Annotated in this window: 33 protein-coding genes and 1 tRNA gene; 17 read left to right on the forward strand and 17 right to left on the reverse strand. The window is 43.9% G+C overall.

Annotated elements, in window-relative coordinates; genetic code table 11:
• Position 1: 1 nt before the first annotated feature.
• From lptC to rapZ, 8 genes are read left to right on the forward strand one after another with little or no spacing between them, the layout of a single operon-like run.
• Positions 2–604 carry an LPS export ABC transporter periplasmic protein LptC gene (gene lptC / locus GQ367_RS07775; protein ID WP_215290402.1) on the forward strand — a complete coding sequence of 201 codons (603 nt, stop codon included), beginning with the start codon at positions 2–4 and terminating at the stop codon, positions 602–604.
• Between the two features lie 29 nt (positions 605–633).
• Positions 634–1,149, forward strand: a complete 516-nt coding sequence (lptA, locus tag GQ367_RS07780; protein ID WP_215290403.1) for a lipopolysaccharide transport periplasmic protein LptA — start codon at positions 634–636, stop codon at positions 1,147–1,149.
• Positions 1,149–1,898 carry an LPS export ABC transporter ATP-binding protein gene (gene lptB / locus GQ367_RS07785; protein WP_215290404.1) on the forward strand — a complete coding sequence of 250 codons (750 nt, stop codon included), beginning with the start codon at positions 1,149–1,151 and terminating at the stop codon, positions 1,896–1,898. Before lptA ends, lptB begins: the two co-directional genes overlap by 1 nt.
• Before the next feature lie 56 nt (positions 1,899–1,954).
• Positions 1,955–3,331, forward strand: coding sequence for an RNA polymerase factor sigma-54 (gene rpoN / locus GQ367_RS07790; RefSeq protein ID WP_215290405.1), 1,377 nt, complete (start codon positions 1,955–1,957; stop codon positions 3,329–3,331).
• Between the two features lie 10 nt (positions 3,332–3,341).
• Positions 3,342–3,668, forward strand: a complete 327-nt coding sequence (hpf, locus tag GQ367_RS07795; protein ID WP_215290406.1) for a ribosome hibernation-promoting factor, HPF/YfiA family — start codon at positions 3,342–3,344, stop codon at positions 3,666–3,668.
• 38 nt (positions 3,669–3,706) lie between these two features.
• Positions 3,707–4,159, forward strand: a complete 453-nt coding sequence (locus GQ367_RS07800; RefSeq protein ID WP_215290407.1) for a PTS sugar transporter subunit IIA — start codon at positions 3,707–3,709, stop codon at positions 4,157–4,159.
• Positions 4,160–4,163: 4 nt separating this feature from the next.
• On the forward strand, positions 4,164–5,147 hold the full coding sequence (gene hprK, locus GQ367_RS07805; RefSeq protein WP_215290408.1) for an HPr(Ser) kinase/phosphatase: 984 nt from the start codon (positions 4,164–4,166) through the stop codon (positions 5,145–5,147).
• A 1-nt stretch (position 5,148) separates the two neighbouring features.
• Positions 5,149–6,054 carry an RNase adapter RapZ gene (gene rapZ, locus GQ367_RS07810; RefSeq protein WP_215290409.1) on the forward strand — a complete coding sequence of 302 codons (906 nt, stop codon included), beginning with the start codon at positions 5,149–5,151 and terminating at the stop codon, positions 6,052–6,054.
• Here the strand turns inward: rapZ and mutY are convergent.
• Positions 5,999–7,042 (reverse strand): A/G-specific adenine glycosylase, encoded by a 1,044-nt coding sequence (gene mutY / locus GQ367_RS07815; protein ID WP_251370152.1) that lies wholly within the window; start codon positions 7,040–7,042, stop codon positions 5,999–6,001. The two genes, rapZ and mutY, sit on opposite strands and share 56 nt — an antisense overlap.
• On the reverse strand, positions 7,042–7,878 hold the full coding sequence (gene mutM / locus GQ367_RS07820) for a bifunctional DNA-formamidopyrimidine glycosylase/DNA-(apurinic or apyrimidinic site) lyase (RefSeq protein ID WP_215290411.1): 837 nt from the start codon (positions 7,876–7,878) through the stop codon (positions 7,042–7,044). The genes mutY and mutM overlap by 1 nt, the downstream gene beginning before the upstream one ends.
• Positions 7,879–7,913: 35 nt before the next feature.
• On the opposite strand from mutM, the gene GQ367_RS07825 reads away from it, so the two are divergent.
• The 6 genes from GQ367_RS07825 to pth all read left to right on the forward strand — a co-directional run bounded on the left by GQ367_RS07825 (position 7,914) and on the right by pth (position 12,738).
• A complete protein-coding gene (locus GQ367_RS07825) occupies positions 7,914–9,368 on the forward strand; it encodes a lipoprotein insertase outer membrane protein LolB (protein ID WP_215290412.1) in 1,455 nt (484 codons plus the stop codon).
• Positions 9,361–10,221 (forward strand): 4-(cytidine 5'-diphospho)-2-C-methyl-D-erythritol kinase, encoded by an 861-nt coding sequence (gene ispE / locus GQ367_RS07830; RefSeq protein ID WP_215290413.1) that lies wholly within the window; start codon positions 9,361–9,363, stop codon positions 10,219–10,221. The genes GQ367_RS07825 and ispE overlap by 8 nt, the downstream gene beginning before the upstream one ends.
• 13 nt (positions 10,222–10,234) lie before the next feature.
• Positions 10,235–10,311: transfer RNA gene (locus GQ367_RS07835), tRNA-Gln, on the forward strand.
• 59 nt (positions 10,312–10,370) lie between these two features.
• Positions 10,371–11,327: a ribose-phosphate pyrophosphokinase gene (locus GQ367_RS07840; protein ID WP_215291925.1), complete on the forward strand. Its 957-nt coding sequence runs from the start codon at positions 10,371–10,373 to the stop codon at positions 11,325–11,327.
• Between the two features lie 100 nt (positions 11,328–11,427).
• Positions 11,428–12,075, forward strand: a complete 648-nt coding sequence (locus tag GQ367_RS07845; protein WP_215290414.1) for a 50S ribosomal protein L25/general stress protein Ctc — start codon at positions 11,428–11,430, stop codon at positions 12,073–12,075.
• Positions 12,076–12,147: 72 nt separating this feature from the next.
• The gene (pth, locus tag GQ367_RS07850; RefSeq protein WP_215290415.1) at positions 12,148–12,738 is read left to right on the forward strand and encodes an aminoacyl-tRNA hydrolase; all 591 of its coding nucleotides are present in this window, start codon (positions 12,148–12,150) and stop codon (positions 12,736–12,738) included.
• On the opposite strand, the gene GQ367_RS07855 is transcribed toward pth, so the two are convergent.
• Genes GQ367_RS07855 through GQ367_RS07875 form a run of 5 tightly spaced genes read right to left on the reverse strand, consistent with a single transcriptional unit; the run spans position 12,739 to position 16,837 of the window.
• On the reverse strand, positions 12,739–12,993 hold the full coding sequence (locus GQ367_RS07855; RefSeq protein WP_215290416.1) for a YfhL family 4Fe-4S dicluster ferredoxin: 255 nt from the start codon (positions 12,991–12,993) through the stop codon (positions 12,739–12,741).
• Between the two features lie 22 nt (positions 12,994–13,015).
• Positions 13,016–13,489, reverse strand: a complete 474-nt coding sequence (gene coaD / locus GQ367_RS07860) for a pantetheine-phosphate adenylyltransferase (RefSeq protein WP_215290417.1) — start codon at positions 13,487–13,489, stop codon at positions 13,016–13,018.
• 24 nt (positions 13,490–13,513) lie between these two features.
• The gene (rsmD, locus tag GQ367_RS07865; protein WP_215290418.1) at positions 13,514–14,113 is read right to left on the reverse strand and encodes a 16S rRNA (guanine(966)-N(2))-methyltransferase RsmD; all 600 of its coding nucleotides are present in this window, start codon (positions 14,111–14,113) and stop codon (positions 13,514–13,516) included.
• Positions 14,110–15,429 (reverse strand): pitrilysin family protein, encoded by a 1,320-nt coding sequence (locus GQ367_RS07870; RefSeq protein WP_215290419.1) that lies wholly within the window; start codon positions 15,427–15,429, stop codon positions 14,110–14,112. Before GQ367_RS07870 ends, rsmD begins: the two co-directional genes overlap by 4 nt.
• Before the next feature lies 1 nt (position 15,430).
• Positions 15,431–16,837 carry a pitrilysin family protein gene (locus tag GQ367_RS07875; RefSeq protein WP_215290420.1) on the reverse strand — a complete coding sequence of 469 codons (1,407 nt, stop codon included), beginning with the start codon at positions 16,835–16,837 and terminating at the stop codon, positions 15,431–15,433.
• A gap of 21 nt (positions 16,838–16,858) precedes the next feature.
• On the opposite strand from GQ367_RS07875, the gene ftsY reads away from it, so the two are divergent.
• Together ftsY and rpoH are read left to right on the forward strand one after the other, a co-directional pair.
• Positions 16,859–17,752: a signal recognition particle-docking protein FtsY gene (gene ftsY / locus GQ367_RS07880; RefSeq protein ID WP_215290421.1), complete on the forward strand. Its 894-nt coding sequence runs from the start codon at positions 16,859–16,861 to the stop codon at positions 17,750–17,752.
• Between the two features lie 71 nt (positions 17,753–17,823).
• Positions 17,824–18,684 carry an RNA polymerase sigma factor RpoH gene (rpoH, locus tag GQ367_RS07885; protein ID WP_251370153.1) on the forward strand — a complete coding sequence of 287 codons (861 nt, stop codon included), beginning with the start codon at positions 17,824–17,826 and terminating at the stop codon, positions 18,682–18,684.
• 37 nt (positions 18,685–18,721) lie between these two features.
• Here the strand turns inward: rpoH and GQ367_RS07890 are convergent, their stop codons facing one another.
• From GQ367_RS07890 to GQ367_RS07910, 5 genes are read right to left on the reverse strand one after another with little or no spacing between them, the layout of a single operon-like run.
• Positions 18,722–19,330 (reverse strand): SCO family protein, encoded by a 609-nt coding sequence (locus tag GQ367_RS07890; protein ID WP_215290422.1) that lies wholly within the window; start codon positions 19,328–19,330, stop codon positions 18,722–18,724.
• Positions 19,327–20,208, reverse strand: coding sequence for a heme o synthase (gene cyoE, locus GQ367_RS07895; protein ID WP_215290423.1), 882 nt, complete (start codon positions 20,206–20,208; stop codon positions 19,327–19,329). Before cyoE ends, GQ367_RS07890 begins: the two co-directional genes overlap by 4 nt.
• The gene (locus GQ367_RS07900) at positions 20,205–21,314 is read right to left on the reverse strand and encodes a heme A synthase (RefSeq protein ID WP_215290424.1); all 1,110 of its coding nucleotides are present in this window, start codon (positions 21,312–21,314) and stop codon (positions 20,205–20,207) included. The genes cyoE and GQ367_RS07900 overlap by 4 nt, the downstream gene beginning before the upstream one ends.
• Positions 21,314–21,976, reverse strand: a complete 663-nt coding sequence (locus GQ367_RS07905) for a hypothetical protein (protein ID WP_215290425.1) — start codon at positions 21,974–21,976, stop codon at positions 21,314–21,316. The genes GQ367_RS07900 and GQ367_RS07905 overlap by 1 nt, the downstream gene beginning before the upstream one ends.
• Positions 21,969–22,721, reverse strand: coding sequence for an SURF1 family protein (locus tag GQ367_RS07910; protein ID WP_215290426.1), 753 nt, complete (start codon positions 22,719–22,721; stop codon positions 21,969–21,971). The genes GQ367_RS07905 and GQ367_RS07910 overlap by 8 nt, the downstream gene beginning before the upstream one ends.
• A gap of 24 nt (positions 22,722–22,745) precedes the next feature.
• Here GQ367_RS07910 and GQ367_RS07915 point away from each other — a divergent pair, with 24 nt between their 5' ends.
• The gene (locus tag GQ367_RS07915; RefSeq protein WP_215290427.1) at positions 22,746–22,955 is read left to right on the forward strand and encodes a twin transmembrane helix small protein; all 210 of its coding nucleotides are present in this window, start codon (positions 22,746–22,748) and stop codon (positions 22,953–22,955) included.
• Positions 22,956–23,070: 115 nt separating this feature from the next.
• Here GQ367_RS07915 and GQ367_RS07920 read toward each other — a convergent pair whose 3' ends face one another.
• The 5 genes from GQ367_RS07920 to ctaD are packed head-to-tail and all read right to left on the reverse strand — an operon-like array spanning position 23,071 to position 26,492.
• The gene (locus tag GQ367_RS07920; RefSeq protein ID WP_215290428.1) at positions 23,071–23,931 is read right to left on the reverse strand and encodes a cytochrome c oxidase subunit 3; all 861 of its coding nucleotides are present in this window, start codon (positions 23,929–23,931) and stop codon (positions 23,071–23,073) included.
• A gap of 18 nt (positions 23,932–23,949) precedes the next feature.
• Complete coding sequence (locus GQ367_RS07925) at positions 23,950–24,132, reverse strand: DUF2970 domain-containing protein (RefSeq protein WP_251370154.1); 183 nt, start codon at positions 24,130–24,132, stop codon at positions 23,950–23,952.
• 28 nt (positions 24,133–24,160) lie between these two features.
• Entirely contained in the window at positions 24,161–24,754 is a 594-nt protein-coding gene (locus GQ367_RS07930) for a cytochrome c oxidase assembly protein (RefSeq protein ID WP_215290430.1), read from the reverse strand.
• 2 nt (positions 24,755–24,756) lie between these two features.
• Positions 24,757–24,882, reverse strand: a complete 126-nt coding sequence (locus tag GQ367_RS07935; RefSeq protein ID WP_215290431.1) for a cytochrome oxidase small assembly protein — start codon at positions 24,880–24,882, stop codon at positions 24,757–24,759.
• A gap of 20 nt (positions 24,883–24,902) precedes the next feature.
• Positions 24,903–26,492, reverse strand: coding sequence for a cytochrome c oxidase subunit I (gene ctaD, locus GQ367_RS07940; protein WP_215290432.1), 1,590 nt, complete (start codon positions 26,490–26,492; stop codon positions 24,903–24,905).
• Positions 26,493–26,497 lie beyond the last annotated feature (5 nt).

A 26,497-nucleotide genomic window follows, 5' to 3' on the forward strand; every position in this document is an offset into this window, starting at 1 on the left:
CATGGCTCAGGTTCTAAAGTTTTTGCCCATGTTGTTAATGGCAATCTTGACCCTGGGCACTTATTGGATGGTTCAAATGAATGAACCTAATTTAGATGCCGAAAAACAAAAGCGTCACGTTCCCGACTACATCATGGATGGCATTGTTGTCACCACCTTGGGGCCTGAAGGCAATACAAAATTTCGTGTGGTTGGTCAAAAACTGACTCACTATGAAGATGATGCCAGCTCAGAAATTGATTGGCCCATCGCAAGAAGATTTCATGAGACGAAGCCGCCAATCACTGTTAAATCCGACAAGGGTTTTTTAGATGGCGACATGACAATCTTAGACTTGGTCGGTAACGCAAGCCTCACTCGCCCAGCTCAACCGGCCACCGCCAACCAAGCTGGCAGTGCCAGGTTATTCATGAGCTCGAGTAAATTCACAGTTCTCATGAACGATGACATCGTTAAAACAAATCGCCCAGTGAATCTAGAGCAAGGTCTATCAATCATGACCTCTCAAGAAGGCGCTGTTTTTGACAACGTTCATCAAAAACTCACGATGATTGGTCAGGTCAAAGGACGCATTGAATCAGAACCCAAGGGCAATACCCCGTGAGATTTCGCCTAGCCACCTATTCATTTTGTTTGAGCATTGGCATTGCACTGGGACTGCTATCCATCCCCGCACATGCTGAAAAAGCCGATAAAGACAAACCCATTGCCTTAAGCTCAGACAAAGCTCAGTTTGATGACGTTAAGCAAATTTATTATCTTGAGCGCAATGTTCTTTTGATCAAAGGCTCGCTGATCATCAAAGGCGAAAAAGCTGAAGTCAAAATTGATCCAGAAGGCTATCAATACGTCACCATCTTTGCCAAGCCAGGCGAGCTAGCGAGTCTTCGACAAAAAAGGGACACGGGGTTCAATGATTTTATTGAGGGCTTTGCCGAGCTAATTGAGTATGATGGAAAAACAGAGATTGCCATCCTTCAAAAACAAGCTCGAATGAACCAAATCTCGGGAACGAGAGTCACAGATCAATTGAATGGTGACAAAATTCATTATGATGGAAACGCTGAAAAATATAATGTGGTTTCTAAGGCATCAGTGAAATCCACTTTGTCACCAAGAAGAAAAGAATTAACAGGACCTTCAAAATAATGAGCGCTCATCAATCCACCCTAACGGCTGCTGGCCTTCAAAAAAAATATGGCGCAAGAACCGTTGTTACTGAAGTTGGTGTTGAAGTAAAAAGTGGTGAAGTGGTCGGCTTATTAGGTCCCAATGGCGCAGGCAAAACAACTTCCTTTTACATGATTGTTGGACTTGTGCCGCTTGACGGCGGAGAAATCACTCTCAATGGGCAAGTCATCACTCATTTGCCAATCCATGAACGCGCCAAGCTAGGTCTGTCGTATTTACCTCAAGAAGCTTCCGTGTTCAGAAAACTGACTGTTGAAGAAAACATTCAAGCTGTTCTAGAACTTCAAGAAGAAAACGGTAAGCCACTGTCCAAAAAAGAAATTCAAGATAGATTAGATTCTCTATTGCAAGAATTACAGATTTCTCATTTGCGCAGCAATCCGGCCATGTCATTGTCCGGTGGCGAACGTAGAAGAGTAGAAATTGCCAGAGCCTTGGCATCACAGCCTAAATTCATCCTACTGGATGAGCCGTTTGCTGGCGTTGATCCAATTGCTGTTGGTGAAATTCAAAGGATTGTGAGATTTTTAAAAGATCGCCAAATTGGTGTTCTGATCACCGACCACAATGTTCGAGAAACCTTGGGCATTTGTGATCACGCCTACATCATCAGTGAAGGCAAAGTTTTGGCCTCCGGTAAACCTTCTTCGATCATTGATAACGAAGCCGTTCGAAAAGTCTATCTGGGCGAAAACTTCCGCATGTAATTTTTTAAAGCAAAAAACGTACCAATACAGTAATGGCGGTCTAAAATGACCGTAACATGAAAGCATCTCTTCAGCTCAGATTCTCACAAAATCTAGCCTTAACGCCTCAACTGCAACAATCAATCAAGCTATTGCAGCTCTCAGCCATGGAGCTTGAGCAAGAGCTGATTCAGGCGGCTGAACAAAATCCATTGATTAACTATGAGTCTGAAACAAGTCTTTCAGAAAAAGAACCTTTAGAGCAACTATCGCATCGCAGCCTTGGTGGATCTAAAAGCAATCAATTCAGCGATGAAGATGATGATCGCCTTTCAAGAATTAGCTTGCCAGAGTCCCTACTTGATTCTTTGATTGCACAAATCAAGCTGCTGCGCATCAGTCCAGAAGAAAAATCCCTCATGGGTTTTATTGCCGGAAACCTTGATGAACAAGGCTATCTGGATGCTGACCTAGAAGATTTGGCAGAAGAGCTCAAGACATACATGGATCCAGAGGATGGGAGCCCTCTTGAGCAAATCAAGCGAGCCTTGGTCCGATTGCAACAACTCGAGCCAGCAGGTGTTGGCGCCAGAGATTTGGCTGAGTGCCTACGCCTTCAATTAGAGAACTTTGCCGCGGATAACAAATTAACCATGGCATGGAAAATTGCCCACAAGATATGCAGTGACTATCTTGATATTCTGGCAAGCAAAGACTTGGCCAGAATTAAAAAACTTCTAAAAGTAGATGATGAAGATCTTCAGGACAGCATTCAATTAATTAAAAGCCTAAATCATCATCCCGCAGCGGAATTTGACACCCACGTTGATTCAACCCTGATTCCAGACGTCATCGTCAAAAACCACAAGGGGCAGTGGACTGTCACCCTGAACCCTGCTGCCGCCCCCAAAATAAGCCTTCACGAGGAATACGCAAAAGTCATCAAAGACAATCGTGGCAAAGAAGGCATGGATGGTTTGCAGCAAAAACTACAAGAAGCTAGATGGCTGGTTAAAAATGTGCTACAAAGAAGTGACACCATCTTAAAAGTTGCAAAAGCAATCGTGGATAGACAGCAAAACTTCTTCAATCATGGGCCGATCGCTATGCGACCATTGGTTTTGAGGGAAATTGCAGACACGATTGGCATGCATGAATCCACGGTTTCTAGGGTAACCACACAAAAATACATGGCCACCCCTGCTGGCTGCTTTGAGTTCAAGTACTTTTTTGGCAGCCAAATCTCAACCGATACCGGCGGCTCAGTATCTTCAACAGCCATCAGAACTTTGATCAAACAAGCTGTTGCCGAAGAAAACAAAGAAAAACCCCTCTCAGACACCCAAATCGTTGATCTACTGGCTTCAAAAGGATTTGTGGTGGCTAGAAGAACCATTGCTAAATACAGGGAATCTCTGCGCATCCCTGCCGTTCATTTGCGTAGAAAACAATAGGGAGCAATAGATGAATATCAAAATCTTGGGTCATCACGTCGAAATCACCCCTGCGATGCGCTCGCATTTAGAAGATAAATTAAAAAAAATCAGCGGCCATTTTGACCAAGTACAGAACATGACCGTCACTTTGTCTATTAATAATGAAAAAGAGAAGGATCTTCGAAATCACGCAGAAATCACGCTGCACCTGAAGGGCAAAGACCTCTTTGCTGAGGCTCACAATGGCGACATGTATCACGCCATGGATTTAGTCGTAGACAAACTCGATAGACAAGTGCTCAAACACAAGGAAAAAGTTCAAGATCATCATCATCAAACCTTGAAAAACACTTGATTAAATAGGCCAAGGCAATCTTATAATGCATTGCACACATGAACGCCTTGGCCCAACTCATCACCCCCAACAATATCTCTTTAGATATTGAGGTTTCTACTCGTGAAGAGTTATTTATTTTCGTTGCAAAACAATTTGAAAAAAATCACGGCATTCCAGCAGATTCAGTCATCACCTGTTTGGAAGAACGTGAAGCTCTAGGTTCAACTGCCCTGGGTAACGGTATAGCGATTCCTCATGGCCGTGTGAAATTTCTTGAACAAGCTCACATTGGTTTTGTGAGATTAAAAGATAGCATCAACTTCCATGCATCAGACAGTCACCCTGTCAAAGCATTGGTGATCATGCTGGTACCTGAAGCAGCCACTCAAGCGCACCTAGATATTCTTGCAAAGGTAGCGCAAACAATTTCAGACAATACAAATAAAAACATTCTCCTCACAGAGCCCAGTGCTGATAATATTTATCAATTACTGACCGCCTGGAATTAATCAAATGACCCAGCCACTTAATTTAGCCAGTGTCACCGCACAGACACTCTTCGATGACAATATTTCTGAGTTGAAATTAAGTTGGATTGCAGGGCTTGAAGGTGCTGATAATAGTTTCAGCTCTGAAGCAGTCAAACTTGCCTCATCATCATCTGATCTTGTTGGTCACTTGAATTTAATTCACCCAGATCGAATGCAGGTTTTTGGTGTTCCAGAAATCAACTATTACGAAAAGCTAGATCCTGAGAATCGCAAGCGTGAACTTGCAGGATTGATATCTTTGAAACCACCGTGCTTGATTGTGGCGGATGGATGCGAACCTCATGACGACTTGGTGCTTTATTGCCAAAGATCCTCAACGCCTTTATTTAAATCAAGCACGTCAGCGGCAGAAGTCATTGACCGCTTGCGCATGTATCTGACCAAAGTTGGGGCACCACGCGTCACCATGCATGGTGTCTTCATGGACATCTTGGGTATGGGCGTATTGATCATGGGCGACTCAGGTCTAGGTAAAAGTGAATTAGGCCTAGAACTTATTTCAAGAGGTCATGGCTTGGTGGCTGATGATGCAGTTGATTTTGCCCGACTAGGTCCCGATTACATTGAAGGCCGCTGCCCGCCAATCCTAAGAGACCTCTTAGAGGTGCGTGGTCTTGGCCTGTTAGATATCCGCACTATTTTTGGTGAAACAGCTGTGCGACGCAGAATGAAATTAAGACTGATCGTTCAGTTGGTTAGAAGAAATGATGGTGAGTTTGAAAGATTACCAATCGATGGTCAATCCATCGATGTTCTTGGCTTTCCGATTCGCAGCGTAAAAATTCAAGTGGCGGCCGGACGAAACTTAGCGGTGTTGGTTGAGGCTGCTGTGCGCAACACCATTTTGCAATTGCGCGGCATTGACACCTTAAAAGAATTCATGGAACGTCAGCGTCAGTTGATGGCATCAGAAGATGCTAATAAAAATCAAAGTCGCCTGATTTAATATGCGTGTATTCATCATCACCGGAATTTCTGGCTCAGGCAAATCAGTTGCCTTGAATGCCCTAGAAGATGCTGGATATGATTGCGTAGATAACTTACCGGTTGATTTCATTCATGACTTAGTTCAGTCACTTAGCAAACAAGGCCGAGAAAAGATAGCCGTTGCTGTGGATGCACGTCGCGGACAGTCCATCAAAGAACTTCCAGCCATCATTGAGCAGCTTCAGCAAAACCATGATGTGCGAGTTTTATTTTTAAACTCAAACACAGAAACACTGGTGCAACGTTTCTCTGAAACACGCAGAAGACACCCTCTATCAAAACCTGATGACAACAGAACTCCTCAGGTTGCATTGATTGATGCCATAGAAAAAGAACGCTTACTGTTGGCTGATCTTGCAGAGACTGCGCACAACATTGATACCAGTCATATCAAAGCCCATACCCTGAGATCTTGGATCCAAGATTTATTAAAAGATGAACGCCCGGGGTTAACCATTTTGTTTGAGTCATTTGGATTCAAGCATGGTGTTCCAAGAGATGCAGATTTGGTATTTGATGTTCGCTGCCTACCAAACCCACACTACGATCCACAATTAAGACCATTGACCGGCAATGATCCTGAGGTGGCTAACTTCTTAAGAGAACATCCTGAAGTTCAAGCGATGGGCGACGATATACGCCGCTTTATTGAAACCTGGCTGCCCAAGTATCAAGCCGACAGAAGAAGTTACCTGACCATTGCGATTGGTTGCACAGGTGGGCAACATCGCTCGGTTTATTTGGTGAATTGTTTATTTGATTATTTCAAAAAGAAATCTCAAGCAATCGCTGGAGATGATCTTCACCTACTCATTCGCCATCGCGAACTAGATCTAAATTCTTTAAAAAAAGAGACATCGGCTTAGGCAAACCCAAACCAGCCACATCATTCAGTGAGAACCACTGTTGATTTTCTTGTAAACGAACTCGCTTCTTTAGATGAACTTTCATGGGCTTAATCGTCATCTGTCGATGTGTTAGCACATGCTTAAACGCAGGCATTACTTGAGATGGTTCTTTTACTGACTCTTGGCTTTCTGGAAAGCACCACAAGCCAGCCCAAATTCCTTTCTCGGGCCTTTTCTCCAACAAGACCTGATCTTGATGAATCATCACCCACCAAGTCATATCAATTTTTTCAACTTTGACTTTTTTAACTTTCAAAGGAATTTGATTAATACGCTCGCTTAAATGAGCAACACAAGATTTCTTAAATGGGCATGAACCATTTTGTGGATCGATACATGCCGGTTGATATTGGGTGCAGTGAGTTGCGCCAAAATCCATCAAACCCTGCGTATAAGCAATTAGATCTGTCTTTTTATGAGGCAATAAATTTTCCGCGTGCGCCCACAATTGATTCGCGTGCAAAGCCTTGCTCAAATCCTGATCAAAGCCCCAAATTCTAGCCAACACCCTTTTGACGTTTCCATCCAATATGGCAGCTCTCTTGCCATACGCAAAGACTGCAATGGCAGCGGCTGTTGATCTGCCAATACCTGGCAAAGACTCTAGGACCTTAGGATCACTTGGGAAGACCCCATCATATTCAGCCATCACAACTTGTGCGCAGCGATGTAGATTTCTGGCGCGCGTGTAATAACCCATCCCACTCCATTGAGCCAGAACTTGATCGACTGTTGCAGCTCCTAAACATTCAACAGTTGGGAATATTTTTAAAAACTCATCGTAACGATTCAGAACAGTTGAAACTTGCGTTTGTTGCAACATGATTTCTGATAACCAAACACGGTAAGCAATTCTATTTTTTTGCCACGGCAAATCATGACGGCCTGATTTTTTTTGCCAATCAATCAGATCTTGCGTGAAGTTTTTCACTTCTGAAAATTTCATTACTTTTTCTGACATTTGGAACAGAAGTAAGTAGACCGCTGCCCTTGGACTATTTGTTTGATGGGGGTTTTGCACTGAAGGCACGGCAAACCAAATCGGTCATAGACTTTGGTTTGCAACATGAAGTGTCCAGGATTGCCATCACTGTTCACAAAATCTTTCAAGCTACTACCACCGGCCTTGATTGCTCGACTCAAGGTATCTTTGATTGCAGATGCCAACATCGATGCTCTTGGCTTAGATAACTTTCCAGCTGGCATCTCAGGATGAATACCTGCTAAAAATAAACTCTCTGAGCAATAGATGTTGCCAACCCCGACCACTGCTTGACCAGCCAGCAACCACTGTTTAATCGAAATCTGTCGCCCCTTGGCATGCTCGTATAGATGTTGTCCAGCCCTCTCATCAGAAAAATCATCTGAGAATGGCTCAACGCCTAATTTGGCGATCAATGGGTGACGTTCGATTTCACCATCCTCATCAGCAGCCCACAACACAGCACCAAACTTCCTAGGATCATGTAAACGCAATAATTTTTTACCGAAGCCAATTTCAACGCGATCGTGTTTTTTGAGCTCATCCTTGGGATTGGCCACTCGGAGCACACCAGTCATGCCAAGATGAATCAACAAATATCCATCTTCCATTCTGAATAGCAAGTATTTGCCTCGTCGTTTAATTTGGGTGAGTTTTTTACCTACCAGTAATTTATTTAAATTCGCGGGAACAGGCCAACGCAAGCGGCCATCGTAAATGGCAACACTCGTCACAGTTTTACCCACAACATGGGGCTCAACCCCCTGCTTGGTAACTTCAACTTCTGGTAATTCAGGCATATGCCAATTGTAGGCGGTGAGATTAGAATGTGCTTATGACGATAAAACTTAAATTTTTGCTAAGCATTCTGCTTGCCTCTGCTAGCTTTCATACATGGTCTGCTCCGGCTAAAAGCCTCACACCAGAAGAAATGTTTCAAATCCTGGCATCTGAAATCAGTCTCCAACGAGGAGAAGCCTCGGCGGCCTACCAAACCTATATGAGTATGGCCAGATCATTACAAGATGGAGCACTTGCTCAACGAGCCATGGAAATTGCGATTGCAGGCAACTCTCCAGAATTGGCCTTGGATGCCGCAAAACTTTGGGATGAAATCAACCCAAAAGATGCCAAAGAAATATTAACAACTCTTTTTATGTTGAATCAGCGCTGGGCAGAAAGTGTCAAACCAGCGCAAGCTCAATTAAGTCAATTAAAAAGTATTGCCGCCAAAGAAAAGCTAATTAACTCTTGGCGCCCACTTTTAGCAAGAGCTCGTGATGAAGAAGCCAGTCTCGTCGCTTTTTTCAGCATACTAAAAGCCTCGATTCTTCAAATTAATGATTTAGACATTCTTTACACTTATTCACTAGGCGCTGAAAAAGCAAAAAATTATGACGAGATGGAAAAAACATTGCGTCGCATTATTCAAAAAAAGCCTGACGATAAAAATGCACTCAATGCCTTGGGTTACTCTTTTGCCGATCGTGGCATCAAACTTCCCGAAGCAGTCAGCCTTCTAAAAAAAGCACACCAATTAGCACCCAATGACATGTTCATTCTTGATAGTCTTGCGTGGGCCAACTTTCGTTTGGGCAACACAAACCTAGCGATTGAGCAGTTAAGCAAAGCTTTTGAAACCAAGCCAGAAGCAGAGATTGGCGCTCACTTGGGCGAAGCACTTTGGTCCAAGCAAGATCGCAAAGGTGCTGACCAAGTTTGGAGAAAAGCTGAATCATTGGACGCTAACAATCAAACGCTGAAAGACACCATGGCTAGACTTTGGCCAGATAGAGTTCCAAGCTCATCAAAAAAATCACCTCAATTATGGGATGGTCGTTTTGCTGTTAAGGTCAGCGGCAATGATTCTAAGAATGGTGGAAGCGGTGCATTCACTCTCAGCCATGAAGCTCAAACGGATGTCTTAGATATCAGAAACCCAATGGGTGGCGCCATGGCAAAAATCACCATCAATGCCTCTGGTGCAAAACTAGAAGATGGCGACAAGATTTTTGAGGCTCATGATGCTGATGCATTGTTGCAAAGCTATACAGGCCTTCCCTTGCCTGCCAGGGGTTTATCCAAATGGTTAAACGGTGAAGCCAGAGTTGGTGCACCTGCCAGCATTGAACGCGACGACAAACTAAGAGCGCAAAAAATGATTCAAGATGGCTGGACCATGACATTCCAATGGACCGAAAAAAATCAAATAAAAAAATTAGATCTGACTAGAAACTCACCGACTGGTCTGATTGAGATAAAAATAATTTTTGAAGAACTAGATGACTAAGGCATTGCACCTTCAAGCGCCGGCAAAAATAAATCGCTTTCTTCACATTGTTGGACAAAGAGAAGATGGTTATCACTTGCTGCAAACTGTCTTTCAGTTAATTGATCTTCATGATGATATTTCTCTGACCCTTTCTCCCGATGGATGCGTGCATCGAACTGCAGGGGCTGCAAACATCCCAGCGGATGATGACCTGGTAGTTCGGGCGGCAAAATTACTTCAGGAACACACCCAAACCAAGCAAGGCTGCACCATTCAAGTTGAAAAGCGCATCCCCATGGGGGCTGGCCTAGGTGGGGGATCATCAGATGCAGCAGCAACCCTTTGGGGTCTCAATGAGTTATGGAATCTTCAGTTAAGTCGCCAGGAATTGATGGATTTAGGGGTCAAACTGGGCGCTGATGTGCCATTTTTCTTGTTTGGTCAAAATGCTTTTGCAGAGGGCATAGGCGAGCTTCTTCAAGCTGTAAGCCTTCCAGAGTCCTGTTTTTTATTGGTTTATCCAAAAGTACACATCCCAACCGTGGATGTCTTCAAAGACCCAAATTTGACGAGAAATCACCCAGCCGTTACAATCTCAGACTTTATTGATTCACCCAATCTTGAGCAATTTGGTAAGAACGATTGTGAAGAGGTTGTGATTCAAAAGTATCAGGAAGTTGCAGCAGTATTAGACTGGATTCGCCAACAGGCTCCGCAATCGAGCCCAAGGATGTCAGGATCAGGTAGCAGCGTGTTTGTTGCCCTTGAAACTGATCAAGCCAATCATTTACTGAGTCAACTGCCTCATCAATGGATCGGTTTTGTGGTGCGGGGGCTTTCAAGGCATCCGTCATACAATCCAAGTTCATAGGAGTAGATGCGAGAGGGGAGTCGCCAAGTTGGTTAAGGCACCGGATTTTGATTCCGGCATGCGAAGGTTCGAATCCTTCTTCCCCTGCCAAAACTTGTCGCATAATCTAACTACTCATTCATAAAACACCAAATATGACAAAAGAACCTATGCAACATGAAACCATGATGGTTTTCACTGGCAATGCCAACCCTGCTTTGGCGAAGGCCGTGACTGATCACTTAAAAGTCCCCCTCGGAAAAGCTGCAGTGGGTCGCTTTTCAGACGGTGAAATTCAAGTAGAAATTCAAGAAAACGTTCGTGGCAAACATGTGGTAGTTCTTCAATCAACCTGTGCTCCGGCCAATGACAACCTGATGGAACTCATGATCATGGTTGATGCTCTAAAGCGAGCATCTGCAGGCAGGATTACCGCAGTGATCCCTTACTTCGGTTATGCGCGCCAAGATAGAAGACCTAGATCTGCCCGTGTTGCGATCTCTGCGCGCCTAGTAGCCAACATGCTCCAGCAAGTTGCCGGCGTTGACCGCGTCTTGACCATGGACTTGCATGCTGACCAAATTCAGGGATTTTTCGATATCCCAGTAGATAACATTTACGCCTCACCGATCCTTTTGACTGATCTTCAGACCAAAAAGAGCCCCGATTTATTGGTAGTGTCTCCAGACGTTGGTGGTGTTGTTAGAGCACGAGCTCTCGCCAAACAGTTGGGATGTGACTTAGCCATCATCGACAAACGTCGTCCAAAAGCCAACGTTTCTGAAGTGATGCACGTGATCGGTGAAGTTGAAGGCCGTCATTGCGTGATCATGGATGACATGATTGATACAGGCGGCACACTTTGCAAAGCAGCCCAGGTTCTCAAAGAGCGTGGCGCTAAGAGTGTGGTGGCCTACTGTACCCACCCAGTTCTATCAGGCGGCGCTGTTGGTCGTATCGCTGAATCTGCCTTGGATGAAGTGGTAGTAACTGACACCATTCCATTGAATGATGAAGCTAAAAAACTCAATAAAATCAGAGTTTTATCTACAGCACCATTGCTAGCCGAGACACTCTCTCGCATCAGCACTGGTGATTCTGTGATGTCACTATTTGCTGATTCTTAATTTATTCCCCTAAGAATCAAGCTTTTTACGATAGAATAGAGGGCTTTCCTGTTTGGTCGCGAACAGGAAAGCCTTTATTTTTTAATTATTTGGAGTTCATATGAAAGTTGTCGCTTACGAACGTAGCGTACAGGGAACGGGTGCGAGCCGCCGCCTGCGCAATGCTGGAAAAACACCCGGCATTATTTATGGTGGTACTGAAGCCCCTCAAGCTGTAGAGCTAGATCACAATGCACTATTTCACGCTTTGCGTAAAGAAGCATTCCACTCATCAATTTTAGACATTGAAGTTGCAGGAAAGACTCAAAAAGCTCTTTTGCGTAACTATCAAATGCACCCTTTCAAGCCATTGGTTTTGCACATTGACTTCCAGCGTGTAGACGTCAATAAGAAGATTCACGTTAAAGTGCCTTTGCACTTTGTGAACGCTGAAACTGCACCTGCTGTTAAATTAGGCGGCGCTTTGATCAGCCACATTGCAACTGAAATCGAAGTAGTTTGCTTACCTGCAGACTTACCAGAATTCATTCAAGTTGATTTGGGCAGTATCGAAGTTGGTCATTCAATTCACGTTAAAGACGTTGCTTTGCCAAAAGGTCTTTCACTGGTGCCTCACCTTGAAGTTGAAAACCCAGTGGTTGCGAACGCTCGCGTTCCAACCGTTAAGGCAGAAACAACTGAAGCTCCAGTTGCTCCAGCAGCACCTGTTGCAACGACTGCTAAAGAACCAAAGGAAGAAAAGAAGTAATCTTTTCAACCTGATGAAAAACCCGCATTGCGCGGGTTTTTTTTCGCCCCAAAAATAGACTAAAGTAGCGGTATGTTCAAATTAATTGTTGGCCTTGGTAACCCTGGCACCAAACACGAAAAAGATCGGCACAATGCTGGCTTTTGGTTGCTAGATGAAATCGCACGCCTGCACCAAGGCAACTGGCAAGATGATCCGAAATTTTTTGGGCAAATCTCTAAAGTTAAATTAGGGTCTGAAGATACCTACCTTTTAAAGCCTTCAACCTTTATGAATCGAAGCGGGCAAGCAGTTGCTGCCTTGTGCCGCTTTCATAAAATAAATCCAGACTCGATGCTGATCGTTCACGATGAACTTGACTTAAAGCCTGGCGTTGCGCGCCTGAAGTGGGCTGGCGGCTTGGGTGGGCACAATGGTTTAAAAGATATCAGCGCGCACATGAATACCAATGACTACTGGCGCCTAAGACTTGGCATTGGTCATCCACGAGACTCTGAAGAAGGTAAAAGAAATTTAGATGTGGCTGATTATGTTCTTAAAAAACCACGCCTTGAAGAACAAATCGATATTGATCGAGCGATGTCTTCTTTTTTAAAGGTCATGCCACTGATTGCAAAGAATGACATGAACGCAGCCACCATGGAGCTGCACAGCAATACTTGATTAGCTGGTTTTGCCAGTGAGATTTTTGTATTTTTGCATCAACTGATCTTTGCTCTCCACATGCTCTGGATGAAGTGGGATGCAGTCCACTGGACACACTTGACGACACTGCGGCACCTCGTAATGACCAACACACTCCGTGCACTTATTATGGTCAATCTCATAGATTTCTAAACCCATGGTGATTGCATCATTCGGGCACTCAGGCTCACACACATCACAATTGATGCATTCGTCCGTAATCATCAGCGCCATTGATATACCCTAGATAATGTCATTAAATCTTTTTAGCTAGCCATTTTTCCACTGAAGGAAATACAAACTTGCTCACGTCGCCACCCAGAAGGGCGATTTCTCGAACAAATGTTCCAGAAATAAATTGGTACTGATCTGAAGGCGTCAAGAACAAGGTCTCAACATCAGGCAATAAATAACGATTCATGCCAGCCATTTGAAACTCATACTCAAAATCAGAAACCGCTCTCAAACCACGAACAATCACACGAGCATTGTTCTTTCTCACAAAATCTTTTAATAAACCACTAAAGCCTTCAACACGCACATTCGTGTAATGACTCAAAACTTCACGAGAAATTTCAAGGCGTTCATCAAGAGTAAAAATTGGTTTTTTATTTTTGCTATCAGCAACACCCACAACCACTTCATCAAAAATAGACGATGCGCGGCGAACCAAATCTTCGTGCCCCCTGGTAAAGGGATCAAATGTTCCTGGATATACAGCGATTGCCATGGTGCTCTCCCAACCTTAACCAACTTATATTGTTTTAGGTGCCATCAAAGTACCAATTGCCACCCCGGAACGTATGGTACGACGAATTTCCCAAAAATCACCATATTCTGCAATTTCTTTCAATAATTTTTCGGGATCGATTTCTTTAGGGTGTTCGATATAAATGGCAGATTCGCTATTTTTCTTGGTTATCCTGACCGCTTGCTTAAGGGCATCAATAAACAAGCCTGCTTCTAAAAATGGGGGGTCAATGAAGCAAATATCAATTGAATTATCTGGCTGCTTAGAAGCGCTTGCGATGGCATTGCCCTTGATGAACTCCGCAACCCCCAAAGACCCATCTTTGCTTAAATTTAGATAGTTCTCTTTTAATGCATCGTATGCTTGTTTGGAGGCATCGATCATGGTGACCTTTTGAGCGCCGCGAGACAGGGCCTCAAAACCCAAAGCACCAGTGCCCGCAAACATATCAAAACAAATCAAATCATCGACGCGCTGCCCCAAACAATTGAATAGGGTTTCTCTGGTTCTATCTGCTGTTGGTCTTAATCCTGGTGAGTCAATCACCTTGATGGATCTGCCTCTCCAAGCACCGCCAATGATTCTGACCTTGCCGGGTGTCATGGAGCCCCAACCACCACAGTCACCATCTGATTCACATCCAAATTCTTTTTGAATGCAGCAACCACCTGCTCTTTAGTCACTTTGCGCAGTTGATTGGTCCACTGATCAAGAGTATCTAAAGGCAAATCATTCCAAGCAATACTTGAGACGTTATCCAAAATTTTTCGATTGCTATCAATTCTCAGAGGAAAACCATTCACGAGATTATTTTTAGCGGCTTGAAGTTCTTCATCAGTTGGTCCATTGGCAATGAAATCACCAATGGTCTTTTTCATCACATCCACTGCTAAATCGGCTTGAGCTTTTTGAGTTTGCATGCCTGCCACATAAGGACCAATTTGTCTTCCAGGTGCTACATAGCTATAGACGCTATAAGCCAAACCTCTTTTTTCACGAACCTCTTTAACCAGGCGCGAAACAAATCCACCACCACCCAAAATGTAATTGCCCACCAACATTGGGAAGTAATCTGGATCCTTCCTCGCAATAGCAGGCATGCCCATTGAGATATGCGCCTGTTGCGCCTCATGTGGAATCTTGATAACTAGGTTTGATTCTTTATTTTTATCAAATTTCACAACATCAGGAACTTGTTGCTGCTCTTTCATCTCTTTAGGTATGGATGACATCAATCGATCAAGCAGCTGATCTAATTCAGCACGTCCAATATCACCCACAACGGTGATCTTGCTTCCTTTTGCGGCATACCTTGAGGCATAAAAACGCTTAAGGTCCTCAGATTTAATTGCTTGAATTGTTTTAACTGTTGGCGAATCAGCAAAAGGATGCTGGCCATAGATTTGACGATCAAATTCTTTTGACAATTTTGTCTCAGGCTTTAAGTCAGCCTCTTTAATTGCTGACACTGTGCGCTCTTGTTCTCTCTTGAGAATTTTAGAATCGAACACTGGGGCCTTCAGCACAGAACTTGCCAAATCAATCGCTGCCACTTTTTTCTTTTCATCACTCAAGGTACGCAAACGCATGCTGGCTCGCTCAGCACTGGCGCTGAAACTCAAACCTGCCCCAAGATCTGCTAAACGATCAGATACAGACGCCTCAGACATTAAGCGCCCATTGACCATGGAACCCTTGTCGATCAGGCCTGCTGTCATAGCGGCCAATCCCAACTGATGCTTTGGGTCATTCACTGAACCAGCGTACCAATCAATTTGTAAATCAATCATCGGTATGGTTCTGGCTTCAACCAAATAAACCAAAGCGCCACTACTGTGCACCCAATGATTGATGACTGCATTTGCTTGAGCCAGCGTTGTGGCAAAACTTAAAACAATGATTGCTAGTAATTTTTTCATCTTAGTGCCTCATTCCTGAAGGCATGGCTTGTGGTCGATCTTTCTTTTGACTCGCCTGCTGATCCAAAGTAGCCACAGTTAATGAATCATCGATGAAATATTTCTCAACCACTCGTTGAATATCTTTTGATTGAACTTTTTGAACATTTAGCACCATGTCGTCTAAATACTTCCATGAAATACCGTTCATCTCGGCCATTGCAATTTCCATGGCCTGCGCAAAGATTGAGTCTCTCTTATAAATTTGAGAGGACACCAACTGTGATTTAACACGATCTAACTCAGTATCACTCACGCCCTTGGTTTTAATATCTGCCAGTATTTTTCTGATGTTTTCTTCGATGGCAGTCAAACTTTTTCCTTTAGCAAGACTTGCTGAAATTGAAAATAATTGCGGCCCCCTTCCAGACATCCCGTATGAAGCATCGACACTATCAGCCAAGCGTTGATCTCTCACCATTTGTCGATTCAATCTAGAGTTTGCGTGACCATCCAAAATTGCAGACAGCACACTCAAAGCATAAGGATCCATGGCATTCAAATCACTTGGTTCAATTTTTGGCACTTTCCATGCAAAGGTAATTTCTGGATTTTCTGCGGGAGCCTTCACAATAATTCTTCTGATTCCAATTTGAGGAATCTCAAGCTGAGGCTTTCTTTCCTTGATTTTTTTCGCCGGAATTGGTCCATAGTATTTTTCTGCTAAGGCTTTGACATCCTCTGGCATCACATCGCCACTCACCACCAAGACAGCATTGTTTGGTGCATACCAATCCTGATACCACTCAAGAGCGTCCTCGTAAGTCATGTTTTTCAAATCATCCATCCAACCAATGATCGGATGACGATAAGAACTATTGGTGAATGCCGCTGCCATCAATTGCTCATAAACAATGGCCCTTGACTGATCATCTGTTCTCAAGCGTCGCTCTTCCATCACCACTTGGATTTCTTTTGCAAACTCTTCTTTATCAATTCGCAGGTTCTGCATGCGATCAGCTTCCAATGCCATCATGGCTGGCAGATGACTTTTTTCAATTTGCTGAAAATAGGCGGTGTAGTCCTTGCTCGTGAACGCATTGTCACGGCCACCAACGGCTGCTACTTTTTTAGAAAACTCGCCCGGCTTTAAATGTTTGGTGCCCTTGAACATCATGTGCTCTAGCACATGAGCCACGCCTGTTTTGCCATTGACCTCATCCATAGATCCTGCGCGATACCAAACCATGTGAGCCACAGTTGGCGCACGATGATCTTCTCGAACAATCACCCTCATTCCATTGGATAGCAAAAACTCATGAGTGTTCAGAGCTTTCGGGGAAGCATTTTGTGCATGCCCACCAAATGAAATAATGGCGGCACCAAAAAAAGTTAGCGCTCTAACTGCAAGGGTTGTTAATATGCTCATAATTAATCAATTGTATCGGTCATGTTCGGATTACGTAAAACCTTATCAAACCTATTTAATCTTCAAAAAGTTGATGAACAATGGTACGAATCCCTAGAAGAAGCACTTCTATTGGGAGATGTTGGCATGAGTGCCACTCAAACCCTGATCAGTCAACTTCGCCGTGAAGCAAAAAATCAAAAAGCTGAATCTGCTGATGATCTAAAGGTCATTCTAGCCACATTGGTCGAAAACCTCTTAAGCAAACTTGAAAGACCCCAAAATCCGCTGGATTTATTACCCGGCAATTCAGGGCAACCGACTGTATGGCTGATCGTAGGGGTCAATGGGGCTGGTAAAACAACCAGCATTGGCAAAATTTGTCATCACTTTCAACAATCTGGGCACAAGGTCTTACTAGGCGCCGGCGACACCTTTAGAGCAGCTGCCAGAGAACAGCTCATTGCTTGGGGTGAGCGAAATCAAGTAGCAGTCATTGCTCAAGAGAGTGGTGATGCTGCTGCAGTCGCCCACGATGCCGTTAAGGCTGGTCAATCGCGTCAGCAAGACATAGTCATCATTGACACTGCTGGCAGACTATCCACTCAAGCGCACCTGATGGATGAGCTCAAGAAAGTCAAACGAGTGATCGGCAAGGCACAAGAATCGGCCCCACACGAGACCATTTTGGTGATTGATGGCAACACAGGTCAAAATGGCATGGCTCAAGTAAAGGCCTTTCATGAGGCCCTCAATTTATCGGCCATCATTGTCACCAAACTTGATGGAACCGCTAAAGGCGGTATTTTGTGTGCGATTGCTTCGGAGTTATCCGAGAACCCTCCAAGTGTTCTGGCCATTGGACTTGGTGAACAAATGTCTGATTTAAAGCCATTCAAGGCCTCAGAATTTGCTAAATCCTTGATTCCAAAATAATTTATTCCTATATAAATCATATGGTTATACATTAATTAGCACTCTAATATCAGGAGTGCTAATATAGAGGTATGACAAATATGAATGCCATGATTCCAATGCAATTGAATGTCGGCAGTGTTGATGCCTACATTTCAAGCGTTAATCGTCTGCCGATGCTCAGCGCAGCGGACGAGATTCGCCTTGCTCGTGAATACAGGGATCATGAAAACCTAGACGCAGCCAAAACCTTGGTGATGTCACACCTTCGTTTGGTGGTGTCTATTGCTCGCCAATACCTTGGCTATGGCATCCCTCACGCGGACTTGATCCAAGAAGGCAATATTGGTCTTATGAAAGCAGTGAAACGCTACGACCCTGAACAAGGCACTCGCTTGGTGACTTATTCGATTCATTGGATCAAAGCAGAAATTCATGAATACATTCTTCGCAACTGGAGAATGGTCAAAATTGCTACAACCAAAGCTCACCGCAAATTATTTTTTAATTTGCGCAGCAACAAACCAACGTTAAACGCACTTTCCCCTTCTGAAATTGATCATCTTGCAAAAGCATTGGATGTTCGCCAAGAAGATGTACGAGAGATGGAGAAACGATTGAGCGGTGGTGATGTGGCTATTGAGGCAGACTCATCAGATGATGACGCCTATGCTCCAATCAACTGGTTATCAGACACCCGCTACGAACCAACCGAAGTATTGGCTCGTGAAGAAACACGTCAAATACAAGGTCCAGGTATTGAAAAGGCCTTGGCAAGTCTAGATGAGCGCAGTCGCAAGATTGTGGCATCGCGCTGGTTAGATGTAACAGACGACGGCACAGGTGGAAGCACCTTGCATGATCTTGCTGCAGAATTCAATATTTCTGCAGAACGCGTGCGTCAAATCGAAGCAGCTGCGTTAAAAAAAATGAAGTTAGCATTAACTGCTTAACCTCATTTTTAACTCAACCGCTTCATTCAAAAATAATTCAAAGTAACTTTTTCAAATCTTCTGCAATGGGCTTAGGTCCCTGCTGATGCTTCAAAAATAATCTTAGCTGACCCTTTGTGTCAAACACATAACTACCCGCTGTGTGATCGATGGTGTAGCTTGTAGGGCTCTTTCCTGGCACCTTGCTATAAAAGACTTTGAAGTCTTTGGTGATCTTCTCTAACTCTTCTGCTGATTGCGGTCTTAAGCCCAAAAAGCGCTTATCAAAAGATGGCACATACTGAGATAAAAGTTCCTGGGTATCACGCTCTGGATCAACAGTGACAAACATTACCTGCACACGACTAGCATCCTTACCTAACAACTCCATCACGCCTTGCATTTCAGTCATAGTTGTTGGGCAAACGTCTGGGCACTGCGTGTAACCATAGAACATCACCACCAATTGTCCTTTGAACTCTGATAACTCTCTTCTCTTGCCGTTATGGTCAGTCAAAGAAAAATCTTTACCGAATGCCTTGCTACCCGTGATGTCCACATTATTAAATTTAATGTTTTGATTGGAGCAGGCCATGACACCAAAGACAGTCAAGAGAGCCAGTAAAGCGCGCGCAAAAAAGCGCTGGTTAAGTATTTGAAATGTCATAGGTAGTGATCGATTAAAAGGGCCGCAAATAATAATGAAAGATAAATGATTGAAAATCTAAACGTACGTTTAGCGAGATCGTCTGAGTAATTTCTATAAAGTGCAATGGCATAAGCCAAGAACATACCACCCAGCACCAAAGCGGATGCCAAATAAAAATAACCGCTCATCTTATAAATAAATGGCAGGATTGTGGCTGCGATCAGAACCAATGTGTAGAGCAAGATGTGCAACAGTGTGAATCTTTCGCCATGCGTGACTGGCAACATGGGTAAGCCAGATTGCTTGTAATCTTCACGACGGTACAAAGCCAAGGCCCAGAAATGTGGTGGCGTCCAAGTAAAGATGATCAAGACCAACAACCAAGCTTCAGCAGGTAAATCATTGGCCACAGCCGCCCATCCTAAAGCTGGTGGCATAGCCCCAGACAAACCACCAATCACAATATTCTGTGGCGTTGCAGGCTTGAGCAACAAAGTGTAAATAATTGCATAGCCAACAAAAGTGATGAGTGTTGCCCACATGGTCAATGGATTAGCAAAATTCCATAACAAGACCATGCCCGCCACACCGATCACCAATGCAAACACAATGATTTGTTTTTGACCAATCTCGCCAGTGGCTGAAGGTCGCCAAGCAGTTCTTCGCATCTTGGCATCAAGCTTTTGCTCAACCAAACAATTCACAGCAAAGGCTGCGCCAGCCAATAACCAAATACCAATAGAGCCGCCGATCAATACAGACCAAGGGACCATTCCAGGGGTTGCTAAAAACATACCGATGATGGCGCAAAAAACAGCGAGCTGTGTCACCCTGGGCTTGGTCAAAGCCCAGTACTGTTGCCACTTTTTCATTGGCGCTAAATTAGCTTGAGTCATGAAGAAAGCCTTTCATGATCAATGTTAACAACTCTGATCATCACAAATACCATCGCCGCAGCACCTCCTGTATGCAGCACAGCTGCAAGCAATGGCCAGTCCAAAATAATATTGCTCATGCCAGTGATCACTTGCAAGAGACCTAGGCCAAATAATGAGGTTGCCCAAAACTTCATAGATGATGTCGAATTGGTTTTTGAAATTAGCCACAACTTGGCAGCCAAGTAAAAAACTGCCAGGACTGCAAAAATTGCGCCGACTCGATGAGTCCAATGAATGGCTCTTAAGGCTTCAATGCTTAAGTGATCTCCATCGGCTGCCTTACCAAGCTCACGCCAGAAGGTAAATCCTTCAGAGAAATTCATCTCAGGATACCAAGCCCCATGACACAGTGGAAAATCATCACAGGCTAAAACTGCATAATTGGTACTCACCCAGCCGCCCAAGAAAATCTGCAGAATCAAAATGGCTAAAACAATCCAGGCAATTTTCTTAAATGGCACATCAGTTTTAACGGCTCTCAAATCCCCATGCGAATCCAAACGCGCACTCAAGCTTGATAAATAAGTCAGCGCAGCCAATAAAGTTAATCCCAGCATCAAATGAATCGTGACAATCACTGGTTGTAACTTGAGCGTCACAGTCCATGCACCAAATGCACCTTGAACACACACCAAGATCAAAATACCGATCGATGTACTGCTGATTTTTGCACCAATGGCCTGCTTCTTCATCCAGGACCAAACAACCATGATGATGATTAAAAATCCAACACCCATGGCAAAGTAACGATGCAGCATTTCTATCCATGCCTTACTCAAAGTCACCGGGCCTGTTGGCATCATGCTTTCAGCCTCACGTATTTGAGATAGAGCAGCAATTGGATTTGATACGCCATAACAACCAGGCCAATCAGGACAACCCAATCCTGAATCGGTTAATCGTGTGAAGGCGCCAAACAAAATCAAATCAAAGGTGAAAAATACAGTCAACAAAACCAAGCGATGGAAACTAAATTTCTTGAATTTCCACCACATGATCAACAACAAAACTGCGCCAATAGCGGCACCGATCAACAACAACTGAATCCAGGCGATGAAGCTCATTATTGTGTGGCCTTACCGGTAGCATTCCACTTCAACAACTTTTCCAAATCCTTGGATGTCTTTTTAAAGTCAGGAACTTCTTTATCAGTCGCAAATCGCATCATTCTGTCAGCACGTGGATCTAATAAATGAATCGCTGATTTTTTTCCATCAAGCTCAAGCCATTTTTCAACTTCATTCTTTTTAGCTGGATCTTTTGGCATTCTCACAAAAGTAAATCCTGCCACCTCATGGTCATAGGCCTTAGCAATCTCAGGATCAATATCACCCTGATCGGTCACCAACCAAACCAACTGCACCCTCTGACTCTCTCGGCCCATAGCAATACGAACCTGACGCATCAAATAAAGCAATTGAACGCACTGATCATTACCAACTTTGCACTCAGCAGCTGGACGAGCGATCAACATGGTCCACTTACCTTGTAATGGCGCCTCAATTGAATCTATCGGTGCAGCTTGAACTGGATAAACAAGTTCTCCAATTTTTGTATTACCGCCTGTTGGCTTGATCACATAAAAAGTGAAGTAAGAAACCAATACTGGAGCTGCGCACACCAAAAATAACAAGATCATCTGAATACGTCCACGCTTGGTGGCCGCATCAATTCTTTGCCCTTCCGAAGCTGGAATCAGTGGATTTAAATCACTGTCTTTATTCATCAATTTTTTTCCTTAAGAGACCTGTTATTAACCAAAATACGAGAGCTAAGACCGTTAAAGCAAACCACTGAAATGCATAACCCTGATGCTTTTCAACGCCAGTGGTCATTGACGGCCAATCTCTTTGCAATCCATCATTATTTGCTGTTGCGACTTCTCTCAAAACAAAGGGCAAATAATCGAAACCCACATACTTTGATTGTTTTTTAATATCAAGATTTTGCTGAATTTTTTGACTTTCTGCTGAGGAACCTTGAGTGCCCATACTCATGACGCGTGTAGGATACTCAAATGCCAAACCTTCCACCTGAACAGAGCCTGTAGGCGTATGGATGGTTGGTAAGGTCTCTCGGTTCATGCCATCTCTTGGAGCCCAGCCACGGTTAACCCACAACACTCTTTGAGTACCTTCGAGCTTCAGAGGTGTCATCACTAAAAACCCTGTGGATATACCTGTCTTTGGATCTCTTCCCTGAGGGTGCGGTCTATTCTCCAACCACACAGATTGATCGGCCAAATAAACACCCCTTGCGATCATCCTGTGGTGCTTTACTTCACTCAATTGCCAATCTTTATCATTCGCCAACAAGGGGCGTGATTCTTCTTTTTTAGCAATATCTGCTGCAAGCGTTAATTTTTGCTGCATTCGATCTAATTGCCAAAAACCCAAAGACAATCCTATTGAGCAAACAATCATGGTTGCGGCTGTTGCTATCGGACGTGATAAAACTAATCTTTTAAACATAAAGCAATGATACGATGTACCCCTATGAATTGGATTATCCCTATAGCTTTCTTGTTAATTTTGGGCAGCCTTGGCTCCGCCTTGTTTTTTATGATGCGTGATAAAGGCAAAAGCTCAAAAACTGTTTATTCTCTGATGCTTCGCATTGGCATATCGATTTTGCTCTTTGCTGGCATTTGGATTGCTCATACCTTGGGCTATATCCAAAGTACCGGCATCCGTGTTGCAGCTTAATTAATCAGCTAAACCAAACTAAAACGACTTAACCAACACTTTCCACTGTATTAAAAAACGCCGCATTTGCGGCGTTTTTTAATGATTCAATCGGTACAAGCCGATTGATCAGTATTTACATCCAATAGATCACAACGTAAAGACCTAGCCAAACAACGTCCACGAAGTGCCAGTACCATGCAGCACCTTCAAAGGCGAAGTGATTTTCTGGTGTGAAATGCCCCTTCATGACGCGGACCAAAACAACTGCCAACATGATGGCGCCCATTGTGACGTGGAAGCCGTGGAAACCAGTCAACATGAAGAATGTTGAGCCATAGATACCTGAGCTCAACTTCAAGTTCAAGTCGCTGTATGCGTGGATGTACTCATACACCTGGAAGCACATGAAAATTGCGCCAAGGGCAACAGTAGCTGCCAAACCTTGGATTACTTGCTTGCGGTGACCTTCACGCATTGCGTGATGAGCCCAAGTAACTGTTACGCCAGATGCCAACAACAAAATAGTGTTGATGGTTGGGATTGGCCATGGACCCATGGTCTTAAAGCTTTCAACCAAACCAGCTGGACCGGCATTAGGCCAAGTGGCTGCAAAATCTGGCCACAATAGTTTGTTGTCAATATCACCTAACCAAGGCATAGCGATACTTCTTGCATAGAAAAGAGCTGAGAAGAAAGCGCCGAAGAACATGATTTCTGAGAAGATGAACCATGCCATAGACCATCTATAAGAAACGTCTACGTTCACACTGTTCATGCCACTTTCAGCTTCGCCGATCGCTTCACCGAACCATACATACAAAGATGCAATGGTCCAAACGATACCTGCCAAACAAAGGAACATACCCAATGTGCTGCCATTAACCCACATCGATGCACCTGAACCAAAGCCAAGCAAACCAATGCTTGTAACGATTGGATGGCGTGTTGGAGCCGGCACATAGTAATACGGGGCTTTAGTAACACTGGAAGACATACTCTCTCTCCTAAAAAATCAATTCGATACAACTGCTTTGACAATGAACAACAATATTGTCATAAAAATAATTGCGCCCAAAACACCAGCAAGCACAATGTGAACAAAAGTCACAGACGCCATATCAGCATCCTGACCAGACCTCTTTCTTACTCCTAAAAACCCCCATAAAACTGCTCTCATGGAGATTAAAAACATCATGATGGAACTTCTTTTTTGATTTTCCATCTTAAATCTTTGAAGGCTTGCTGTTGTGCTCACCAGTGATCACTTTTTGACCAGCACCAACTTCAAAGAATGTGTATGACAAAGTAATATTTTTAATACCTTTTGGTAAAGCCGGATCAATGATGAACACCACTGGCATTTCTCTTGATTCATTCGGCTTCAAAGTTTGTTCGTCAAAACAGAAGCACTCCAACTTCGTGAAATGCTCCGTGGCCTGCATCGGCGCATAACTTGGAATAGCTTGTGCTGAAATATTTCTATTTTGAGTATTAACCACCTCATAAACAACCTGCATCATTTCACCAGGATGCACTTGCATTGAGTTTTTTACTGAGCGAAATCTAAACGGCCCTTGAGTATTTGAATCAAACTCTATCGTGATCAAGCGTGAGGTATCAACTTGAGTATTTTTATCAGCGGCACCAACAGCACGAGTGCCGTAGTTATTTTTACTGGTCACCACATTGATGCCAGTCACCTCACACAAAACTCTGTACATTGGAATCAATGCATACCCAAAAGCAAACATGGCCACACTGATAACAGCGAGCTTGACCAGCATTTGACGATTGTATTGGGCCAGGTTAAATGCCATGATCAGCCGAATATCATTTTCTTAGCAACAATACCCACGAAGAAGGCGATTGCAACCGTTAACAACACAAGACCCAAGCGACGATTGTTCGCGCTTGGATTTTGTGTTTTTTGTTCTGATGTTGTCATTTAAATTCCGTTAGGATTTATTACTTAACCGTTGGCGGAGTTTCAAATGTGTGGAACGGCGCTGGAGAAGGAATTGTCCACTCCAAACCATTTGCACCATCCCATGGCTTGTCAGCTGCTTTTTGACCGCCACGGTATGTTGGCAACACCACAAACAACAAGAAATAAATCTGCATCAAACCAAAGCCAAGTGAGCCGATAGAAGCGATTGCATTGAAGTCAGCAAACTGAACTGGGTAGTCTGCATAACGACGTGGCATACCTGCAAGGCCCAAGAAGTGCATCGGGAAGAATGTAACGTTGAAGAAAATCATTGAGCCCCAGAAGTGAACTTTTCCGCGGAACTCATTCACCATGTGACCAGTCCACTTTGGCGCCCAGTAGTAGAAGCCTGCAAATAGAGCAAACAAAGAACCTGCTACTAGAACATAGTGGAAGTGAGCCACAACGTAATATGTGTCTTGAACCAAGATATCAATCGGTGCAACAGCCAAGATCAAGCCTGTGAAACCACCCATTGTGAACACGAAGATGAAACCAATTGACCACAACATTGGAGTTTCAAAGGTCATTGAACCTTTCCACATTGTTGCGATCCAGTTAAAGATCTTCACGCCAGTTGGAACAGCGATCAACATCGTTGCGTACATGAAGAACAACTGACCTGTTACAGGCATACCTGTTGCAAACATGTGGTGCGCCCAAACGATGAAAGACAAAATCGCGATAGAAGCTGTTGCATAAACCATTGAGCTGTAACCGAACAATGTTTTACGAGCAAATGTTGGGATTACTTCACTGATGATGCCGAACGCTGGCAAGATCATGATGTAAACCTCTGGGTGTCCGAAGAACCAGAAAATATGCTGATACATCACAGGGTCACCACCACCAGCTGCTGAGAAGAAGCTAGTACCAAAGTGACGGTCTGTTAGAACCATGGTGATCGCACCAGCCAAAACAGGCATAACAGCGATCAATAGATAAGCAGTGATCAACCATGTCCAGCAGAACATTGGCATCTTCATCAATGTCATGCCAGGAGCGCGCATGTTCAAAATTGTCACGATGATGTTAATTGAACCCATGATGGATGAAGCGCCCATCAAGTGAATTGCAAAAATCGCCATGTCCATACCTGGACCCATTTGCACTGATAGGGGTGCATACAGAGTCCAACCAGCAGCAGTTGCGCCACCAGGAACTAGGAATGAAGTCAAAAGCAATAACGCTGCAACAGGCATGATCCAGAAGCTGAAGTTATTCATACGAGCAAATGCCATATCTGAGGCACCTACTTGCAATGGAATCATGTAGTTTGCGAAGCCCACGAAGGCTGGCATGATCGCGCCAAACACCATCACTAGACCGTGCATCGTTGTGAGCTGGTTGAATAGCTCAGGACGAATGTATTGCAAACCTGGCTGGAATAGCTCTAGGCGAATACCCAAAGCCATGATGCCGCCAGCAATCAAGCTGAAGAAAGAAAACAACAGGTACAGCGTACCAATATCTTTATGGTTGGTGGCGTATAACCAACGTCTCCATCCATGCGGATGATCATGTGCGTGATCGTCGTGATGATCGTGTGCGTGACTTACTGTGCTCATAGTAG

This window comes from Polynucleobacter sp. MWH-CaK5 (assembly GCF_018687615.1).
Taxonomy (GTDB): Bacteria; Pseudomonadota; Gammaproteobacteria; order Burkholderiales; family Burkholderiaceae; genus Polynucleobacter.

What these genes read in the sequence shown, in the direction of transcription:
- lptB (WP_215290404.1), top strand. Translation starts at nt 1,149, where the DNA reads ATGAGCGCTCATCAATCCACCCTAACGGCTGCTGGCCTTCAAAAAAAA.
- mutM (WP_215290411.1), bottom strand. Translation starts at nt 7,878, where the DNA reads ATGCCTGAATTACCAGAAGTTGAAGTTACCAAGCAGGGGGTTGAGCCC.
- pth (WP_215290415.1), top strand. Translation starts at nt 12,148, where the DNA reads ATGTTCAAATTAATTGTTGGCCTTGGTAACCCTGGCACCAAACACGAA.
- hprK (WP_215290408.1), top strand. Translation starts at nt 4,164, where the DNA reads ATGACCCAGCCACTTAATTTAGCCAGTGTCACCGCACAGACACTCTTC.
- rsmD (WP_215290418.1), bottom strand. Translation starts at nt 14,113, where the DNA reads ATGACACCCGGCAAGGTCAGAATCATTGGCGGTGCTTGGAGAGGCAGA.
- ftsY (WP_215290421.1), top strand. Translation starts at nt 16,859, where the DNA reads ATGTTCGGATTACGTAAAACCTTATCAAACCTATTTAATCTTCAAAAA.
- GQ367_RS07825 (WP_215290412.1), top strand. Translation starts at nt 7,914, where the DNA reads ATGACGATAAAACTTAAATTTTTGCTAAGCATTCTGCTTGCCTCTGCT.
- GQ367_RS07905 (WP_215290425.1), bottom strand. Translation starts at nt 21,976, where the DNA reads ATGAATAAAGACAGTGATTTAAATCCACTGATTCCAGCTTCGGAAGGG.
- GQ367_RS07855 (WP_215290416.1), bottom strand. Translation starts at nt 12,993, where the DNA reads ATGGCGCTGATGATTACGGACGAATGCATCAATTGTGATGTGTGTGAG.
- coaD (WP_215290417.1), bottom strand. Translation starts at nt 13,489, where the DNA reads ATGGCAATCGCTGTATATCCAGGAACATTTGATCCCTTTACCAGGGGG.
- GQ367_RS07935 (WP_215290431.1), bottom strand. Translation starts at nt 24,882, where the DNA reads ATGACAACATCAGAACAAAAAACACAAAATCCAAGCGCGAACAATCGT.
- GQ367_RS07870 (WP_215290419.1), bottom strand. Translation starts at nt 15,429, where the DNA reads ATGAAAAAATTACTAGCAATCATTGTTTTAAGTTTTGCCACAACGCTG.
- cyoE (WP_215290423.1), bottom strand. Translation starts at nt 20,208, where the DNA reads ATGACTCAAGCTAATTTAGCGCCAATGAAAAAGTGGCAACAGTACTGG.
- ispE (WP_215290413.1), top strand. Translation starts at nt 9,361, where the DNA reads ATGACTAAGGCATTGCACCTTCAAGCGCCGGCAAAAATAAATCGCTTT.
- ctaD (WP_215290432.1), bottom strand. Translation starts at nt 26,492, where the DNA reads ATGAGCACAGTAAGTCACGCACACGATCATCACGACGATCACGCACAT.
- GQ367_RS07800 (WP_215290407.1), top strand. Translation starts at nt 3,707, where the DNA reads ATGAACGCCTTGGCCCAACTCATCACCCCCAACAATATCTCTTTAGAT.
- GQ367_RS07900 (WP_215290424.1), bottom strand. Translation starts at nt 21,314, where the DNA reads ATGAGCTTCATCGCCTGGATTCAGTTGTTGTTGATCGGTGCCGCTATT.
- mutY (WP_251370152.1), bottom strand. Translation starts at nt 7,042, where the DNA reads ATGAAATTTTCAGAAGTGAAAAACTTCACGCAAGATCTGATTGATTGG.
- hpf (WP_215290406.1), top strand. Translation starts at nt 3,342, where the DNA reads ATGAATATCAAAATCTTGGGTCATCACGTCGAAATCACCCCTGCGATG.
- rpoH (WP_251370153.1), top strand. Translation starts at nt 17,824, where the DNA reads ATGACAAATATGAATGCCATGATTCCAATGCAATTGAATGTCGGCAGT.
- GQ367_RS07925 (WP_251370154.1), bottom strand. Translation starts at nt 24,132, where the DNA reads ATGATGTTTTTAATCTCCATGAGAGCAGTTTTATGGGGGTTTTTAGGA.
- rapZ (WP_215290409.1), top strand. Translation starts at nt 5,149, where the DNA reads ATGCGTGTATTCATCATCACCGGAATTTCTGGCTCAGGCAAATCAGTT.
- lptC (WP_215290402.1), top strand. Translation starts at nt 2, where the DNA reads ATGGCTCAGGTTCTAAAGTTTTTGCCCATGTTGTTAATGGCAATCTTG.
- GQ367_RS07915 (WP_215290427.1), top strand. Translation starts at nt 22,746, where the DNA reads ATGAATTGGATTATCCCTATAGCTTTCTTGTTAATTTTGGGCAGCCTT.
- GQ367_RS07845 (WP_215290414.1), top strand. Translation starts at nt 11,428, where the DNA reads ATGAAAGTTGTCGCTTACGAACGTAGCGTACAGGGAACGGGTGCGAGC.
- GQ367_RS07930 (WP_215290430.1), bottom strand. Translation starts at nt 24,754, where the DNA reads ATGGCATTTAACCTGGCCCAATACAATCGTCAAATGCTGGTCAAGCTC.
- GQ367_RS07875 (WP_215290420.1), bottom strand. Translation starts at nt 16,837, where the DNA reads ATGAGCATATTAACAACCCTTGCAGTTAGAGCGCTAACTTTTTTTGGT.
- GQ367_RS07920 (WP_215290428.1), bottom strand. Translation starts at nt 23,931, where the DNA reads ATGTCTTCCAGTGTTACTAAAGCCCCGTATTACTATGTGCCGGCTCCA.
- GQ367_RS07890 (WP_215290422.1), bottom strand. Translation starts at nt 19,330, where the DNA reads ATGACATTTCAAATACTTAACCAGCGCTTTTTTGCGCGCGCTTTACTG.
- GQ367_RS07840 (WP_215291925.1), top strand. Translation starts at nt 10,371, where the DNA reads ATGCAACATGAAACCATGATGGTTTTCACTGGCAATGCCAACCCTGCT.
- GQ367_RS07910 (WP_215290426.1), bottom strand. Translation starts at nt 22,721, where the DNA reads ATGTTTAAAAGATTAGTTTTATCACGTCCGATAGCAACAGCCGCAACC.
- rpoN (WP_215290405.1), top strand. Translation starts at nt 1,955, where the DNA reads ATGAAAGCATCTCTTCAGCTCAGATTCTCACAAAATCTAGCCTTAACG.